This is a genomic window from Kitasatospora sp. NPDC032121 (genome assembly GCF_055580145.1).
This window is the reverse complement of record NZ_JBVILX010000018.1, coordinates 105940-120015: the sequence shown is the minus strand read 5'-3', so window position 1 is coordinate 120015 and position 14076 is coordinate 105940. Positions and strand designations below refer to the sequence as shown.

The window sequence follows — 14076 nt, the reverse complement described above, 5'->3', positions numbered from 1 at the left end:
GGGCCATGACCGATCGACACTCGAAAGCCGCCGGCCGCCCCTGCCCGGTCGGCAGGATGAGACGCAATCGCCGTATCAGCGCTGTCGCGGTGCTGGCGCTCGCCGCCCTCGCCACCGCAACCGGCGCCGGGTTCGCCGCCACGACCACACCGTCGGCCACGCCGGTGGCCACGCCGGTGGCCACGCACGCGTTCGACACCGCACCGGCCACGGCCACCGCGCCCACGCGGTCCTTCCACGGCACGCTCCCCGCGCCGACCGGCCCCTACGCCGCCGGCGAGGACATCATCCACCTCACCGACGCGAGCCGTCCCGACCCCTGGGTGCCGTCATCCGGCCCCCGCCAACTGACCGTCACGATGATCTACCCGGCCGTCCCCGGGACCGGGACTCCGGCCCCCTACATGACCCTCGGCGAGGCAGCCGGAATCCTCCAGCGCCAGAAGACGCCGGCGAGCTCCGGCATCACGGCGCAGAACCTCGCCGGCGTCACCACCCACGCCTTCGACGGCGCGCGGCCGCACAGCGGCAAGCATCCGCTGGTGGTCCTCTCACCCGCGTACGAGAACCCGCGCATGACGCTCACCTCGCTCGCGACCGACCTTGCCAGTCACGGCTACGTCGTCGCGCTCGTCGGCCACACCTACGAGGACAGCGGCGAGACGCTGGCGAACGGCCAGACGCCGCCGTGCGCGATCTGCGACGGCCCGGCGGGCCTCGACTTCGACTCCGTCGCCGCCGGCCGCGCGCTGGACGTGTCCTTCGTGATCGACCAGTTGACGCACGGCAATACCTCGTGGCGCCTGGCACACCTCATCGACAAGCACGAGATCGGCATGGCCGGACACTCCCTCGGCGGAGCGGCGGCCGCCGCCACGATGATCGCCGACCCGCGAGTACGGGCCGCAGTGAACATGGACGGCTCCTTCCACCCCGCCCCGATGCCCGGCCAGATCAACCGGCCGTTCCTCATGCTGGGCGCGACCGCCGACCACCACTCGGCCGACCGCACGTGGGAGCAGACCTGGGCCGCCCTCGGCGGCTACAAGAAGTGGCTGACGGTCACCGACGCCGACCACACCAGCTTCACCGACCTGGACCTCCTCCTGGAGCAGGCCGGGTTCCCGACGCCGCCCCTGGCCCCGGAACGCGGGGTGGCGATCACCCGCGAGTACGTGACAGCGTTCTTCGGCCAGACACTGAAGGGAATCCACAGTCCGCTGCTGGACGGCCCCTCGCCGAACAACCCGGAAGTACTCTTCCACTATTAGCCAGGCGCCGGCAGCGAGGCCCGCTCGCATCGGGTCGGGGGCGGCGGTATGCAGCCGAGGCGTGCGCGGCGGCGCTGGGCCGGTTCGCCGGGGCGTTGCCCGGGGAGCCGGTGGCGCTGGGCCGGTTCGCCGGGGCGCTGCCCGGGGAGCCGGTGGCGCTGTGCACGCAGGCCGCCCACGACCGCCCGGTGCGCCCGGCGGTGAAGCCGGGGTTCACCGAGGCGGAGAGGTTCGAGGAGTTCGACGCCGAGCAGTGGTTCGGCGTGTGGCCCCTGACCGAGGAGGCCCGTTGAGCCGACCGCCCGCCGGGCTCCCGGCCGAGCTGCGCGAGCGCCCTTGCTGCGCGAGCGCCCTTCCGGAAAGCGACGCCCGGTTGAACGACGCACCGCAGCGGTACGGGCTGCGGCCCCTCGGCGGGGGCCGGCTTCCGGCCCCCGCATGTCAGCCGGGAGCGCCGGCGCATGGCAGGCCGGGTCCGCCCGTGCTGCCCCGAGCGCGACGGCCTCGGTCCCGGACACCAGCCGGTGTCCGGGACCGAGGCCGTCCATCGGCCGCCGCGGGCCGGCGGGCGTTGCGGCGCACGAGGACCGTGAGGACCTCTCGGGCGTCGCGGCGGCGCTCGGCGTCGCGGGCGCAGTCCCCGCTCGGGGTCGAGCAGTCGGCGAGCGGGCCCTCGGGCAGCGGGGCCCGCGATCGCCGTTCCCTGCGCTCCGGCCCGCACGGCCCCGACCCGTCGTGTCACCCGAGACTCCCCTCCGGGATCACGTCGCCCTTCCCGGACCCCGCGCGCCTACCGCGGTGCGGCGTGGCCACCCGCGGCCGCCCGGGGGCTTCATCGCTGACGGCCGTCCCTCTCGTCGTGCGGCCACTTGCGGGTGTCGCGGGGCTCGACATAGGGCTCCTCGGCCGACGGCATGCCCCCCTGGATGGCGCGTTCGCGGGCCAGCTCGGCGTCAAACTCCAGGCCGAGCAGAATCGCCAGGTTCGACAGCCACAACCACACGAGGAAGATGATCACCCCGGCGAAGGTGCCGTAGGTCTTGTTGTAGGAGCCGAAGTTGGCCACGTACAGGGCGAAGCCGCCCGAGAGCAGCATCCACAGCAGCACGGCCAGCACACTGCCGGGCGAGATCCAGCGAAAACCCCGCCCGCGCACGTTCGGCGCCGCCCAGTACAGCAGGGCGATCATCAACGCCACCAGGACGACCAGCACCGGCCACTTCGCGATCGCCCACACGGTGAGCGCCGTGTCGCCCAGGCCCAGGACGTCGCCGACCCGCTTCGCCAGCGGACCGGTGAACACCACGATCACGGAGCTTGCCGCCAGCAGCACCATCATCAACAGGGTCAGGCCCAACCTGAGTGGCGTGACCTTCCACGCGGGCCGGCCCTCACGGATGTCGTAGACGGCGTTCGCCGCACGCGTGAACGCCGCCACGTACCCGGAGGCGGACCACAGCGCGCCCGCCAGACCCACCACCGCCAGAACGCCGCCGGTGCCACGACTGCCCTGCACCTGCGTGACGGCCGAGTGCAGGATCTCCCGCGCGGACCCGGGGGTGAGCTTCTGCAGGTTGTCCAGGATCTGGTTGGTGGCCGAGCTGCCCGCCAGACCCATGACCGACACCAGCACCAGCAGCGCAGGAAAGATCGCCAGCACACCGTAATAGGTGAGAGCGGCCGCACGGTCCGGCAGCTCATCGTCCAAGAACTCCCGCCCGGTGCGCCTCAGCACAGCGAACCAACCCCGCCCCGGAACATCGGACGGGCCCTTCGGAGCGGCCTTCTCGCCGCCCGGGCCGCGGGCCTGCGGCTCGTCGCCCGTCAAGCCACGCGTACGTCTGCGAAACAGCGCCATACCCGGCGTCTGTCCGAACAGCCGGCGACTATTCCCGCCCGACACCACTCAGCCCGTCGGCCGCCCGGCCGCCCGGCCGACGGGCGGCCGGGCGACGGGCGACGGGCGACGGGCGACGGGCGACGGGCGGCCGCGTCCCCTGCGACGGCGAAGCGGCTCTCCTCGCCCCGGTGGCGGACCAGCGACACCACTCACCGCGCCTCAGACGAAGCCGCCGGCCGCCGGTACCGCGCCCCCCTGATCGCCGCGCGACCAGGGGGGCGCGCAAGCTGCGGCTGTCCTCCAACCCGCCGCCTGCGCTCAGGCCCTCGCCGTGTCACCGTCCGAACCCCCACGTGATCGTGGACGGCAAACGGACCGCGACCTGCCGGGGCACCTCGCGCCGCGCTTCGGCGAACAAGCCGATCACGCAGTCGCCGATGCCGGCGGTCGCGCGCCAGAACATCGCTACGGACCACGACCCGGACGTCATCGACTCCCCACCGCAGAACCCGCCTCCCACACAGCTGTGCCTGGCAGCCGGCCGCCGGCCCGTCGTACCGGAGAACAGCGACCCGAGACTCCCCCGACGTGCGCAAGGTTGCCGCAAACGGCCTGGTCGGCCATGACAAGGGAGCCTCTGCCACGGCCGCACCAATGAAGCACCCGCCCGAGTTGCGACGACGTGCGGTGGAGATGCACCGCACTGCCGACCGCACGACGGCCCGCGACCCGAGCGCACACCACGAGGCCCCGCACCACCGGATCCACCAGGACGACGCGGACCACGGGTCGCCCAGGCCCTGGTCAGCGCCCCGCGCCTGCTCGTCCTCGAAGCGAGCGCGACGACCGGCAGACCACCACGGAGAAGAAGGAACCGGCCGCGCTGCGCAAGGAGAACGCCGAACTCCACCGGTCCCGCGAAATCCTCAACGCCGCCTCGGCTCTTCTCGCCTCTTTTCGCCCAGGAGCTCGACCCGACCCGGCGACGGCACTGAAGCCCACCGACGAGCACCACGACCGCTCCGGGGCCGAACCCGACCTGCGGGAACCGCACATCCCCGCCTCCTCCTCACCGCCGACGCCACGAGACCACCGAGCCGTGCGCGCGCAAACGCCACGACGCCGAACCCACCGAGCACATCCGCCGCATCCACGCCGGCTCCGACACCACCCACGGCTCCCCGCGCGCCCACGCCGTCCTGCGCCACGAGAACACCCGGGTCGGCCGCAAGCCGGACGAACGCCTGACGCGCCGGGCCGGCCCGCAGGGCGTCAGCCCACGCCGGCCCGCGCCGGCCCCGATCCCTCACCCACCGCGACCCGGCCGCCGACCCCGCCCCGGCCCTGGCGCAGCGCGATTCCACCGCCGACCGCGCCGAACCGGTTGCGGGTGGCCGACATCTCACTGATCCCGACCGACGAGGGACCGTGGCGGCCGGCCACGATCCGCGACGCCTTCTCCCGCCGGACCGTGGGCCGGCACACCTCCGAACACGCGAACGCCGACCCGGTCCTCACCGCCCTGGAACCCTGGAGTACGCGCGCGCTGCACGGCCGGCCCGTCGAGCCCGGGAAGCCGACCCACCACAGCGACCACCCCGACGGCCCCCGCCTCGACTTCCCGCCCTCCACCTGGCAGACCTTCGCCACCACCACACGCACCGGCGAACTCCGCACCACCTGACGGCACGTGCCCGTCGCGCCCCGGCCCGGGGCAGCGACGCCGGACAACCCTGCCCGTACCGTACGGGCAGGGCCCCTCCTCCCCCGGAACACCCGACACGGGAAGTCGACCCCGCCGACCTCCCACTCCGCAGCTCATCCAGGACGCAACCGCCATGAACCACAACACCCCCGTCGTCTGGCGCAAGAGCACCCACAACGGCGGCCAGAACAGCTGCATGGAGGTCGCCGGCCTCATCCCCGTCCGCGACTCCAAGAACCCCGACGACCCCACCCTCCTCTCCCCCGCCCCCGCCTGGCAGACCTTCATCACCGCCGCCCGCGACAGCGAACTCCGCACCACCTGACGGCACTTGCATGTCGGACCCTCCTCGTGCCGTCCGGGCAGGGCCCCTCCTCCCCCGAACACCCGGCATGAGAAGTCGACCCCGCCGACTTCCCACTCCGCAGCTCATCCAGAAGGCAACCGCCATGAGCAGCAGCACCCCCGTCGTCTGGCGCAAGAGCACCCACAACGGCGGCCAGAACGGCTGCGTCGAAGTCGCCGACAGCATCCCCGACCTCATCCCCGTCCGCGACTCCAAGAACCCCGACGACCCCACCCTCCTCTTCCCCGCCCCCGCCTGGCAGACCTTCGTCACCGCCGCCCGCACCGGCGAACTCCGCACCACCTGACGGCACTTGCGTGCCGCCGCCCCGGCCCAGGGCGGCGACGGGCGGTAACCCCTCCCCCGGCGCCTTTGCGCTGCGGGCTACCCGCGCGAGCTCCCGGCAGGCCGTGGCAAGGACCACGGGGTCCAGGGCCCCGGCACCCTGGTCGAGGAGCCGGCGTTCCAGGGCCCGCCCGGGGTCCCGCAGGCGGCGCGGCGGACCGTCCGCGGCGGGCAGCATCACGACCCCGCCGCCCACGGCGATCCCCGGGGCGGCGGCGTGCGGGCCGGCAACGACGCGCGGGCCCCGGCAGCCGAGAACCGCCGGGCAGGCGGGTTCGGCCCCGGCCGACACCACGGGCGTAGCGGACGACCTGGGTCGGTAGGAGGTGCCGCGGAGACGGGGGGTCGGCGGGTGGTGCCGCGGACGACCGGAGTGCCCGGTTCGGCTCCGCGGGGCGGAGACGGGCGGCTAGAGTCGCGGCCATGACAGCCCGTCGCCGGGGGTGTTCACGCACCGGCGCGGGCAGCACACGGCCCGTCCCGCACCACCGCATCCACCGGCCCCGCCCGGCGCGCGTCCGGCCCTTCGCGGCACGGCCGGCGCCACGGCGGGGCCGCCATGTCGCCGAGCAGACGAGGAAGCCCGTGTCATGACCGTCCCCACCGTCCGCCGCCGGACAGCAGCCGCCGCCGTGGCCGCGCTCGCCGCCGGGGCGCTGCTGACCGCCCCCGCCGCCGCCGCACCCCCCGCCGCCGCACCGGCCGCACCCGCCGCACCGGCCGTGGCCGTGGCCGCGCTGCCGATGACGGTGCTGTCGACCGGCATACCCGCCAATCCCTACAGCGAGCCCACCGGGCTCAACAACGCCGACGTCGTCGTCGGCTACGCCTGGGCCGACGGGCAGGGCCGCGGGGCGAGCGCCATCCGCTGGAACGCGGACCGCTCGCCCACCGTCCTGCCCCCGCTGCCCGGCGAGGACTACGCGCAGGCCCTCGGGGTGAACGACGCCGGGACCGTCATCGGCATCTCCTGGCCCGCCTCACGGGGCAGCGACCAGGCGACGGCCGTGCGCTGGGCCGCCGACGGCACGCCCACCGCCCTGGCACCGCTGCCCGGCGACACCGCCGGCAAGCCCGTCGCGATCAGCGCCGGCGGCATCGTGGTCGGCACGTCCTCCCACGGGGCGCAGCGCCACCCCGTCGCCTGGCATCCGGACGGCACCACCGTCGCCCTCGCCCCGCTGCCCGGCGAGGCCGAGGGGCTGGCCTTCGACGTCAACAGCGCCGGCTTCGCGGTCGGCGTCTCCTACACCTGGATCGGGGCGAGGCACGGCACCGTCTGGGGCCCCGACGGCATCCCCCACGCGTTCACGTCCGACGCCGCCGCCGTCGGGAGCTGGGCCTCGCGGATCAACGAGGCCGGAGCCGTGACCGGCGGGGTCGACCTGCCGCTCGCGGGCGGCGGCAGCGTTCGGCACGGGCTGATCCGCTCGGCCGACGGCGTCCTGCACGACCTGGGCCCCGACACCTACCCCGGCAGCATCAACAACTCGGGTACCGTGGTGGGCAGTTACCAGCCGGACCCCCAGGTCCTGCGGACGTATGCCGCACGGTGGAGCCCGCAGGGCGTGCTGACCCCGCTCGACCCGACCCGGCCGGCCGGGCGGACGACCGCAACGGACGTCAACGACTTCGGCACCGCGGTCGGCTACGCCTGGGACGGCATACCCGCCCGCGAGTACCAGTCGGGCCGGATCTGGGCCCCGAGCGGCGGCGCCCCCGAGAACCTCGACCCGACCGGTGCCACCAACAGCGCCCGCCTGGTGAACGACGGCGGCCTGGTCGTCGGCCTGTGGCTGCCCCGGATGGCCGGCAACCTCTACCCGCACCACATGGCCGCCGTCTGGCGCCCGTGACCCCGGACCGTCCTCGACAGCCGCCCGCTCCTCACCGAGCAGGGCGACGCCGTCGAGGACGGCGCGGCGACCGGGTCGGCCCGGCCGCAGCAGACATCCGCGGTGACTCCCGGCACGTGCCCGCTCTCCCTGGACGAGAAGTGGCTCGAGGGAGGGCCGGGCGCCGGCGGGCCGGTCCGCCACCGCAGGGACCCGTCCCGACGCGGGGCCGGGACGGCGGCCACACCCCGGCCGTGCACCACGGCGTGCGCAGCCCGGCCCGGCGCGGCCGTTTCCACACGCCGCCGCCCGGGCCGGAACCCCACCGCACGGCGGCCGGATGCCGTCCCAGCGGTTCACCCCCCCCGGGCACACCCACCCCGGCCCCGGCACAGCAGCGCAGCAGCGCGGCGGCGCAGCGGCGGGCGGCGGGCATCCACCGGGCGGACGGGCGGCGGGCGGCCACCGGACGGACGGGCGGCGGGTGGTGGCGGTCCGCGCCCCGGCGCCGGCCACTTCCGGTACGGCGACACCGCGGTGCAGTGACGGCCCCGGGGCAAAGTGGCGACACCGGGGCGTCGGGGGCGGATCGGTGCCCGCCGGCCGGCAGGGCCCGTCAGGCGCGGGCGGGCTCCCCCACGCCGACGGCGCGCAGGGCGCGGGCGGTGGTCTCCCGGTGCTCGCCGACCGGGGCGACGTAGTCGAGGACGGCACGCGCGGCGTCCTCGCCCAGGGTGCGGGTGATCACCCAGGTGGCGAGGTACTGGGAGGCCAGGCAGCCGCCCGCGGTCGCGATGTTGCCCTCGGCGTGGAACGGCGCGTCGGGCACGGTGACACCGAGGGCCTCGAGGAAGGGCCGGGTCGTCGGGTCGGTACAGGCCGGCATGGAACCCAGCAGGCCCAGATGGGCCAGCACCAGCGCGCCGGAGCACTGGGAGCCGATCAGCTGCCGGGCGGGCTCCAGCGGCAGCCGGGCGAGCAACGGGGCGTCGGCGACCACGTCGCGGGTCCGTACCCCGCTGCCGATCAGCACGACGTCGGCCTCGGCGACGAACTCGATCGGACGCTGCCCGGCGACCCGGACACCGTTCATCGAGGTGACCTGCGGCGTCGGTGTGGTGATGAAGGCCTCCAGACCGTCGTTGCGGCAGCGGTTGATCAGTGCGGAGGCGATGAAACTGTCGAGTTCGTTGAACCCGTCGAAGGTGACCACGGCGACCTGTGCCATCACTGCTCCCTCATACGGCGTCACATGTCCGGCCCCCCAGTGTGCCGCGCCCCACAGCCGACAGCACCCGGCACCGGCACCGCGGCCGGGGCGGCACCGGGGCCGGGGCGATGCCGGGCCGGGGGGCGGTGCCAGGCCGAGGGCGGAACGGCACGTGCGCGGAGCGGTGCCGAGCGCGAGGCGGCACCGGTGCCGGGGGCGGGACGGCACGTGAGCGGAGCGGTGCCGGTGCCGGAGGGGCGGTGCCGGGCCTGGGGACGGTGCCGGGTCGGGGCCGGGGGCGGTGCCGAGGGCGAGGCGGCGCCGGTGCCGGAGCGGCGCCGGGCCGAGGGCGGTGCCGGGCCGAGGGCGGTGCCGGGGCCGGGGGCCGGGGGCGGTGCCGGGGCGGGGGCCGGGGGTTCAGACGGCGACGAAGCGGCGGTGGCCGTCGGCGGCGAGGATACGGCCGAAGCGCATACCGGGCAGGTGGGCGGCGACGAGGAGGTCGTCGGTGTCGGCCGCCTGGTCGGCGAGGCGGTTGCGCACGGCCGAAGCGGCGACAGGGTCGACGTCCCAGACGACCTGCCAGTCCCGTTCACCGAACTGGACGACGGAGTGCACGACGTCCCCGAGCAGCAGGGCCCGGCGCCCGCCACCGGAGAGCACGTAGACAGTGGTACCCGGGGTGTGGCCGGGCAGGTGGAGAGCATCGATACCGGGAGCGAGGGTGAAGTCGGTGTCGAACAGCTCCAACCGGCCCTCGAGAGGGCTGAGTTTGGCGACGGCTTCGGGGGTCGCGGTGTCACCGGTGACGAAATGCCGCCAGTCCGCGCGGTGGGCACGGTAGACGGCGTTAGGGAAGACGGGCCGGCCCTCGACACAGGCCCACCCGACATGATCGAAATGGAGGTGGGTGAAAACGACATCGGTCACGTCACCAGGGGCAGTACCGTGCGCGGCGAGCGAGTCCAGCAGGGCACCCCCGCGGTAACGGCCGTCGTCGTGCGGACCGACCCCGGCATCGACCAGCACCGTACGCTCACCACCACGTACCAGAAACCCGCCGAGCGGCAGGTTAAGAGTACCGCCGGGCCCGAGATGATGACCGTGACAGGCCCACGGATCATCGACACCGGGACGAGTGAGGATATCCGCAGCCCTCTCCGTACCCGTTCCGTCCATGACCGCCAGAACCTCGATGCCACCGATCCTCATCCGCACACCCTCCCGCGACCACACGTCAATAAGCCCACCACACACCGACAACCGGACACGCGGACTCTCCACCGCAACCACCCCAGGCGACACGGCATTCCCACCGACACCCGAAGACCACAGACCCCCTCCCGCACCCCCTCCCCTCCCCTGCCCTGCCCACCCCTCCCCTCACGCACCCCCCTCCCGCACCCCTCCCCTCCCGCACCCCCTCTCCCGCCCTGTCCTGTCCTGTCCTGCCCGTCCTGTTCACGGCGGGTCGTTCGCGGCGGGTCGCACGCCCCCGCCGCGCGGCGGGGGGCGCGCTCGCGGGTGCCCCAGCGGGGGCGGGCGGCTCCACCCACCGCACTGAACACCGGCAGGCCAGGCGATCGGCCCTGGTAGCGTCATGCGCGTGAAGTCACGCGCACCGCGCGGACTTTGACCATCGAACGGACGGGGGTCGAGCATTGGGAAGGGGTGGTGGGTGTGGGACGGGCACGCGTGGCGGCGCGGGTGATCGTGCACCCTGGTGTGGAGGACGTGAGCGTCCAGCAGGTACTGGAGGCACTCGCTGACCCGGCCCGCAGGACGGTGGTGCGCACACTCGCGCACTCCGGAGCCGACCTCAGCTGCGGCTCCTTCGACCTCCCGGTCGGACGTTCGACCTCCAGCCACCACTTCAGCGTGCTACGCGAAGCCGGCGTACTACGCCAGTACTACGTCGGCACCACCAAGATGAACGCACTGCGCACCGAGGAGCTGGAACAGCGCTTCCCGGGCCTGCTGTCGGCAGTAGTGGCCGCTGCGGACGCGGAAGCACAGCAGGCCCCAGGGGCGTGAGAGGAACCCTGGCCCCGGGAGCGTGAGAGCGGGTCGGGCCCCGGGGGCGTGAGGGCGGGTCGGTCTCGGACGGTGAGGACGATCTCGCCGATCCGGGTACCGGATTCGAGATAGCGGTGGACTTCGGCGACGGCGTCCAGGCGTCCTCGAAGACACGGTCGATGACCGGGAGGGGTGAACGAGCCGCCGGCCAGGCCCGCGGTGACGAACACGTGGGCGCAGCGCAGGCGTTCGTCACCGCGGGCCACCTCACGCATACCGAAAAAGCAGCCGGCGACGGCGCGACTTCACCGCGACGGCGCCGAACCGGCTGTGGGTCGCGGAGTGACGCCCGGGCCGAGGCCGCCGTAGACGACCAGGCGACCGGGTCGGGGCGAGGACGCGCGCCAGAACGAAGACGCCGGGTCCCACGACGGGGGCCGAAGACGATGCACACACCGCATCCGGCACTCGCGACATCGACCCAGGCGAGAAAGCCCTCCCCGCCGGTGACAACGACGCCGCCGGCGTCCAGCAGGCGCCGGGCCTCAGCACGGGACGCGGGCGCGGGTGGTGGCGACGGGGCGGGCACCCAGACGACGGACGGCACCAATAGCGGCCAGGCCCACACCACAGACAGCGGCGACCAGCACGTCGCCACCAGGGCGCAGGCAGCCGCCCGCGACGAGGACGAAGGCATCCCAGCCGGGCCCTGGAGTGACGCCCGGGTCGAAGCCGCCGTAGACGACCAGGCATCCGGGTCGGGGCGAGGACGCGCGCGAGAACGAGGACGCCAGGTCCCACAACAGGGGCCGAAAACGATGCACACACCGCGTCCGGCACTCGCAGCATCGACCCCGGCGAGAAAGCCCTCCCCGCCGGCGACGCCGCGCCTCAGCACGGACGCGGGTGCCGGGGGGTGGTGGCGACGGGGTGGGCACCCAGACGACGGACGGCACCAATAGCGGCCAGGCCCACACCACAGACAGCGGCGATCAGCACGTCGCCACCAGGGCGCAGACAGCCATCCCCGGCGAGCACCCCGCAGGCAGTGACGCAGGACATCCACACAGCGACACCCCCGGGACCAGGGCGAGGCGTTCAAGGCAGGGAACGGCCGCGCGGGCGCGGGTGCCGGGGGGTGGTGGCGACGGGGTGGGCACCCAGACGACGGACGGCACCAATAGCGGCCAGGCCCACACCACAGACGGCGGCGATCAGCACGTCGCCACCAGGGCGCAGACAGCCGTCCCCGGCGAGCACCCCGCAGGCGGTGAGGGCCGTAGGCAGTGAGGCAGGACATCCACACAGCGACACCCCACGACCGGAGCGAGGTGTTCGAGGCGGGGGACGGCCGCGCGGGCGGGGACCAGCACGCAGGCGCCGCAGACGCCGTAGTCCTTCCGGGAGAACGCGGGCACGGTCTCGACACCGGCCGGACACGAAAGCGACGACGCCCTCACCGACGACCTCCACCGCACCCCAGGCCTCGCCACCGAGGACGGCAGGCAGACGCGGCCACTCCAGGCAGGCACCGGCACGGAAGAAGGCCTCGGCCCGGGTCGAGACCGATCACCACGACACAGGCGCAACCCGCCGCACCCCGAGCTCGGGCACGACACCTCACACACGGCCGGCACCTCCGCCCCCCGGCAGTCTCGACGACAACGACCCCGGGCATGACAAACCCCTCCCCCGGTACACACGGCCAGCAGCCCGCATCCACACCCAGCCGACCCGGACACACCCCGCCAATCAAACATCCACAACTGTCGAAATAAGGAGCTCCAGACACCGACCACACGGAAATTGACAGACCGTCAGCACCGCTCGGCAGGCCGGGGACCCGCCGGGGCGGACCGGAGACCGGAGGCCGCGGGGACGGGTACGGGGAGTGTCATGAATCAGGTGGACACCCTGTTCAAGGGAGACACTGATGAGCTCGCTGACGGATCAGCAGATCGGTCGGTTCCTGACGAGTCGGTTTCGTCGGGGCCGGAAACTGCCGATGCCTTGGGCATGGGTCCGAGGAAGAGTACGGGTGCGTCGGATGTAGTGGCCTCGGTCGCCGAGCTGGCGACCGAGCAGGCCAGGGCCGGCGGGATGCAGCTGCTCGGTGACGGCGGGCTGCTGCAGCAGTTGACCCGGCACCTGCTCCAGGAGGCCCTGGAGGCCGAGATGGACGAACACCTGGCTTCGACCGCGGAGCCGGGCCGCTCGGTGCGCAAGGGCGGCAACGCGCGCAACGGCTACCGGATGAAGACCGTGATGACCGAGGCCGGACCGGTCACGTTGGAGGTGCCCAGGGACCGGGCCGGCACATTCGAGCCCAAGGTCGTACCCCGCCACGCACGCCGGACCGAGGGCCTGGACAATCTTGTGGTCTCGCTGACCGCGAAAGGCCTGACCAGCGGCGAGATCGTCGCGCACCTGGCCGAGGTCTACGGCATGACGACCAGCAAGGAGACCGTCTCCACGATCACCGACCGGGTCCTGGAGGGCATGGCCGAGTGGCGCACGCGCCCGCTGGACGCGGTCTACCCGGTCTTGTTCGTGGACGCTGTGAACATCAAGGTCCGCGACGGCCAGGTCGCCAACCGACCCGTCTACGTGGTCCTGGGCGTCACCGCCGACGGTTACCGCGACATCCTGGGTCTGTGGACCTCCAGCGGCGGCGAGGGCGCCAAGTACTGGCAGTCCGTCCTGACCGAGATCAAGAACCGCGGCGTGAAGGACTGCCTGATCCTCATCTGCGACGGCCTGGCCGGCCTGCCCGACGCGGTCGCCCAGGTCTGGCCGCAGACCGTGGTCCAGACCTGCATCGTCCACCTGCTGCGGAACTCCTTCCGCTACACCTCCAAGCGGGACTGGGCGGCCGTGGCCCGCGACCTCAAGCCCGTCTACACCGCGCCGAACGAGCAAGCGGCCCTGGACCGCTTCGCCGACTTCGCGGCCGCCTGGGAGGCGACTTACCCAGCCGTGGTGCGATTGTGGGAGAAGGCCTGGCCGGAGATGGTCCCCTTCCTCGCCTTCGACGCCGAGATCCGCAAGATCATCTGCACCACCAACGCCATCGAGAGCCTGAACTCTCGCTACCGCAGGGCCGCCGGCGCCTGCGGTCACTTCCCCAACGACCAAGCGGCCCTCAAGCGGCTCTACCTGGCCACCCTCGCCCTCGACCCCACCGGACGCGGCCGCCAGCGCTGGAGCAACCGCTGGATGGCCGCCCTCAACGCCTTCGACATCGCCTTCGACGGGCGCCTGTCAGCCGGACGGGCGTAGGCCACCTGGCCCACACCCCACCACGAAGATCAACACGTAGGCCAACCGGGTGCCGTACACCTAGATCGTGATAGTCCCCGGGTACGGCAGGCCGAGTAGGCGCGTACGGCAGGCCGGGGACCGGACGGGGGCGAACCGGGAACCGGGAACCTGGCGGGTCCGGGTACGGCGGACCGAGGTCCGGGCGGGCGCGTACAGCAGGCCGGGGACCGGGGGGCCGCCCCGGTCC

General features: G+C 73.6%; 11 protein-coding genes and 1 pseudogene. 9 read left to right on the top strand and 3 right to left on the bottom strand.

Going from position 1 to position 14076, the window contains the following annotated elements:
• Positions 1-56: 56 nt before the first annotated feature.
• Together ACZ5OX_RS32350 and ACZ5OX_RS32345 are read left to right on the top strand one after the other, a co-directional pair.
• The gene (locus tag ACZ5OX_RS32350; protein ID WP_465634946.1) at positions 57-1271 is read left to right on the top strand and encodes an alpha/beta hydrolase family protein; all 1215 of its coding nucleotides are present in this window, start codon (positions 57-59) and stop codon (positions 1269-1271) included.
• Positions 1272-1309: 38 nt separating this feature from the next.
• Positions 1310-1564 (top strand): annotated as a pseudogene (locus ACZ5OX_RS32345) (hypothetical protein); the annotation flags it as partial.
• Between the two features lie 539 nt (positions 1565-2103).
• On the opposite strand, the gene ACZ5OX_RS32340 reads toward ACZ5OX_RS32345, so the two are convergent.
• Complete coding sequence (locus ACZ5OX_RS32340) at positions 2104-3129, bottom strand: YihY/virulence factor BrkB family protein (protein WP_465634944.1); 1026 nt, start codon at positions 3127-3129, stop codon at positions 2104-2106.
• A 1121-nt stretch (positions 3130-4250) separates the two neighbouring features.
• Here ACZ5OX_RS32340 and ACZ5OX_RS32335 point away from each other — a divergent pair.
• The 5 genes from ACZ5OX_RS32335 (at position 4251) to ACZ5OX_RS32315 (ending at position 7363) form a co-directional block, all read left to right on the top strand.
• A complete protein-coding gene (locus ACZ5OX_RS32335; RefSeq protein ID WP_465635025.1) occupies positions 4251-4520 on the top strand; it encodes a hypothetical protein in 270 nt (89 codons plus the stop codon).
• Positions 4502-4795 carry a hypothetical protein gene (locus ACZ5OX_RS32330; RefSeq protein ID WP_465634942.1) on the top strand — a complete coding sequence of 98 codons (294 nt, stop codon included), beginning with the start codon at positions 4502-4504 and terminating at the stop codon, positions 4793-4795. Before ACZ5OX_RS32335 ends, ACZ5OX_RS32330 begins: the two co-directional genes overlap by 19 nt.
• A gap of 154 nt (positions 4796-4949) precedes the next feature.
• Positions 4950-5141 (top strand): DUF397 domain-containing protein, encoded by a 192-nt coding sequence (locus ACZ5OX_RS32325; protein WP_465634941.1) that lies wholly within the window; start codon positions 4950-4952, stop codon positions 5139-5141.
• A 124-nt stretch (positions 5142-5265) separates the two neighbouring features.
• The gene (locus ACZ5OX_RS32320; RefSeq protein WP_465634939.1) at positions 5266-5469 is read left to right on the top strand and encodes a DUF397 domain-containing protein; all 204 of its coding nucleotides are present in this window, start codon (positions 5266-5268) and stop codon (positions 5467-5469) included.
• Positions 5470-6097: 628 nt separating this feature from the next.
• The gene (locus ACZ5OX_RS32315) at positions 6098-7363 is read left to right on the top strand and encodes a hypothetical protein (protein WP_465634937.1); all 1266 of its coding nucleotides are present in this window, start codon (positions 6098-6100) and stop codon (positions 7361-7363) included.
• 595 nt (positions 7364-7958) lie between these two features.
• On the opposite strand, the gene ACZ5OX_RS32310 is transcribed toward ACZ5OX_RS32315, so the two are convergent.
• Entirely contained in the window at positions 7959-8570 is a 612-nt protein-coding gene (locus ACZ5OX_RS32310; protein ID WP_465634935.1) for a DJ-1/PfpI family protein, read from the bottom strand.
• 399 nt (positions 8571-8969) lie between these two features.
• The gene (locus tag ACZ5OX_RS32305) at positions 8970-9764 is read right to left on the bottom strand and encodes an MBL fold metallo-hydrolase (RefSeq protein WP_465634934.1); all 795 of its coding nucleotides are present in this window, start codon (positions 9762-9764) and stop codon (positions 8970-8972) included.
• Between the two features lie 468 nt (positions 9765-10232).
• Here ACZ5OX_RS32305 and ACZ5OX_RS32300 point away from each other — a divergent pair, with 468 nt between their 5' ends.
• Positions 10233-10586: an ArsR/SmtB family transcription factor gene (locus ACZ5OX_RS32300; protein ID WP_465634932.1), complete on the top strand. Its 354-nt coding sequence runs from the start codon at positions 10233-10235 to the stop codon at positions 10584-10586.
• Between the two features lie 1998 nt (positions 10587-12584).
• A complete protein-coding gene (locus ACZ5OX_RS32295; RefSeq protein ID WP_465634930.1) occupies positions 12585-13847 on the top strand; it encodes an IS256 family transposase in 1263 nt (420 codons plus the stop codon).
• Positions 13848-14076: the final 229 nt, after the last annotated feature.

Bases quoted from the DNA above. Each gene is read 5' to 3' on its own strand.
- ACZ5OX_RS32315 (WP_465634937.1), top strand. From the start codon at position 6,098: ATGACCGTCCCCACCGTCCGCCGCCGGACAGCAGCCGCCGCCGTGGCC.
- ACZ5OX_RS32295 (WP_465634930.1), top strand. From the start codon at position 12,585: ATGGGTCCGAGGAAGAGTACGGGTGCGTCGGATGTAGTGGCCTCGGTC.
- ACZ5OX_RS32325 (WP_465634941.1), top strand. From the start codon at position 4,950: ATGAACCACAACACCCCCGTCGTCTGGCGCAAGAGCACCCACAACGGC.
- ACZ5OX_RS32305 (WP_465634934.1), bottom strand. From the start codon at position 9,764: ATGAGGATCGGTGGCATCGAGGTTCTGGCGGTCATGGACGGAACGGGT.
- ACZ5OX_RS32340 (WP_465634944.1), bottom strand. From the start codon at position 3,129: ATGGCGCTGTTTCGCAGACGTACGCGTGGCTTGACGGGCGACGAGCCG.
- ACZ5OX_RS32310 (WP_465634935.1), bottom strand. From the start codon at position 8,570: ATGGCACAGGTCGCCGTGGTCACCTTCGACGGGTTCAACGAACTCGAC.
- ACZ5OX_RS32320 (WP_465634939.1), top strand. From the start codon at position 5,266: ATGAGCAGCAGCACCCCCGTCGTCTGGCGCAAGAGCACCCACAACGGC.
- ACZ5OX_RS32350 (WP_465634946.1), top strand. From the start codon at position 57: ATGAGACGCAATCGCCGTATCAGCGCTGTCGCGGTGCTGGCGCTCGCC.